The organism is Pseudonocardia sp. SID8383 (assembly GCF_009864975.1).
Classification (GTDB): domain Bacteria; phylum Actinomycetota; class Actinomycetes; order Mycobacteriales; family Pseudonocardiaceae; genus Pseudonocardia; species Pseudonocardia alni.
This window is the reverse complement of sequence record NZ_WWFY01000900.1, coordinates 1-1,186: the sequence shown is the minus strand read 5'-3', so window position 1 is coordinate 1,186 and position 1,186 is coordinate 1. Positions and strand designations below refer to the sequence as shown.

Here is a 1,186-nt window from a genome sequence, read left to right as displayed (position 1 = left end):
CGTCGACGCCGTGTCGCCCGGAACGTCCGGCGGCGAGCTCGTCGAAACCGTTGCGGTAGCGACGCCCGCGGGGACGGGCCTCGTCGGCGCCGTCCTCCGGGCCCGCGTGCCGGGTACGGACCCCGCGCGGTGCGCCCTCGGGCTCACCGTCCGCGAAGCCGTCCCGGGCCGGCACCCCGTGCTGCAGCGCGGTCCCGAGCAGCCACCGCTGCTCGTCACCGCCCGGTTCACCACCGGCGGGCGGCGGGTCCTCGGGGGCCCGCCGCCGACCGGGGCGCTCGGGAACATCGCTGCCGCGATACCGCCGGGGGCGGGCCCGGCGGTCGTCGGGGAGCTCGGGGAAGGCCACGCGTCGAGATTACGTCACCGGTCCGTCACGACAGGGTGACGGTCAGGACGCGGTGGTCTCCCGGCGCTCCTTGATCTTCGCGGCCTTGCCGCGGAGGTCGCGGAGGTAGTAAAGCTTCGCCCGGCGGACGTCACCGCGGGTGGCGACCTCGATCTTCTCGATGTTCGGCGTGTGCACCGGGAAGGTGCGCTCGACGCCGACGCCGAACGAGATCTTGCGGACGGTGAAGGTCTCGCGGGCACCCGAGCCGTGGCGGCGGATGACGACGCCCTGGAAGATCTGAGTACGGGTGCGGTTGCCCTCGATGACCTTCACGTGCACCTTGAGGGTGTCCCCGGGCCGGAAGTTCGGGATGTCGGAGCGCAGGGTCTCCGCGTCCAGTGCGTCCAGGGTGTTCATGTCGACGGTCCGTCCTCGTGTGTCGTTCGTGCGGGTCGTGCGGTGCCGGTCCCGGGTCGATCCGGGATCGCGCCCGGGCCACGGGGCGTGTGCCGTACGGCGACCACGCTCCTCACGTGGCGGGCTCGGCACGGCCGGCACCACCGGCGGGACCGGGGGCACACGTGACCGTCACCGGGCACCACACGCGGCGCTGGCAACCCGTCCATAGTGCCAGACGGGCAGATCGCTCCGGACACCCGGTGGTGCGAGGGCCCCGGAGCGGCTCAGCGGGCCCGGTCGTACCGGACGGACCGGGCACCGCCGGTCGCCGGTGGGGGCCCGCCGGGCGACGGCGGAACGGTCCCCCGCGCCGGCCCCGGAGCCGGGCAGGCGCCGCCCACCGGCGGGAACGCTCAGACGGTGGGGGCGTCGGCGTCGTCGTCGGGGCGCCCGGCG

At 75.2% G+C, this 1,186-nt stretch carries 1 protein-coding gene and 1 pseudogene; both read right to left on the bottom strand.

Features of this window, described 5'->3' with window-relative positions:
* Positions 1-349, bottom strand: a pseudogene (locus GTW08_RS21595) (hypothetical protein); the annotation flags it as partial.
* Between the two features lie 42 nt (positions 350-391).
* Entirely contained in the window at positions 392-748 is a 357-nt protein-coding gene (rplS, locus tag GTW08_RS21590; RefSeq protein ID WP_060714490.1) for a 50S ribosomal protein L19, read from the bottom strand.
* Positions 749-1,186: the final 438 nt, after the last annotated feature.

Bases quoted from the DNA above. Each gene is read 5' to 3' on its own strand.
- rplS (WP_060714490.1), bottom strand. From the start codon at position 748: ATGAACACCCTGGACGCACTGGACGCGGAGACCCTGCGCTCCGACATC.